Origin of the sequence: Pseudomonas reactans, assembly GCF_013387025.1 — a bacterium.
Lineage (GTDB): Bacteria > Pseudomonadota > Gammaproteobacteria > Pseudomonadales > Pseudomonadaceae > Aquipseudomonas > Aquipseudomonas reactans.
Genome location: NZ_JACAQP010000208.1, coordinates 1 through 306, shown reverse-complemented (window position 1 = coordinate 306; position 306 = coordinate 1). Strand labels below are relative to the sequence as shown.

Below are 306 nucleotides of genomic sequence, written 5' to 3'. Positions count from 1 at the left end.
GTCGTTTCATCACCTCTCTAACATAGAACTCTGCTAATTTGGACGCTTGGTAATCTTCTCGTATAGGAATAAATTGTGCTGATTTAGTCAACCTATCAACAATTACCCATATTGAATCGAACCCTCGTGGAGTTCGGGGTAATTTGGTGATACAGTCCATAGAAATCTCATCCCACTTTTTCATCGGTACAGGTAGTGGTTGAACTAACCCGTATGGTCTCTGATGATTTGCCTTGACTTGTAAACAAGTCAGACACTTCTCCACATATCTCCCAACGTCACGTTTCATTCCCGGCCACCAGTAAA

1 protein-coding gene is annotated in these 306 nt (G+C 42.2%); it reads right to left on the bottom strand.

Features of this window, described 5'->3' with window-relative positions:
* Positions 1 to 289, bottom strand: a 289-nt coding sequence (locus tag HX793_RS31885) for a hypothetical protein (protein ID WP_256733989.1), incomplete at its 3' end; no start/stop codon positions are given.
* Positions 290 to 306: the final 17 nt, after the last annotated feature.